Genomic DNA, 518 nt, shown 5'->3' with positions numbered 1-518 from the left:
TTTCGATTCAGCTAACTTCTCTGTAACTCGTTTGGTGAACAACCTACGAGCGAAAGCGGTACTTTGCCCAGGTCTAGAAATTACGTTTACCGATAAAGTAAACAACAAAGACTACCAGTGGTACTACGAAGATGGTTTGAAAGACTATCTAGCCGAAGGCGTAAAAGGTTACCCAGTACTACCAGAAGAACCGTTTACTGGGGAGTTTTCTGCAGACACAGAAGCAGCAAACTGGGCAGTAATCTGGCAGCCAGAAGGCGGCGAGATGATCACCGAAAGTTACGTGAACCTTATCCCAACAGCTCAGGGTGGTACACACGTAAATGGTCTTCGCCAAGGTCTGTTGGATGCGATGCGCGAGTTTTGTGAATTCCGCAACTTGCTACCACGTGGTGTGAAGCTAACGGGCGATGATGTTTTCGACCGTTGTTCGTACGTGTTGTCGGTTAAGATCCAAGATCCACAGTTTGCTGGTCAGACTAAAGAGCGTCTTTCTTCTCGTCAAACCGCTGCGTTTG

At 47.5% G+C, this 518-nt stretch carries 1 pseudogene; it reads left to right on the top strand.

The features are described from left to right. Nucleotides 1-518, top strand: a pseudogene (locus tag R7R24_RS30425) (DNA topoisomerase IV subunit B); the annotation flags it as partial.

This window comes from Vibrio sp. 704 (assembly GCF_033339295.1).
This window is presented reverse-complemented; position numbering and strand designations above follow the sequence as displayed.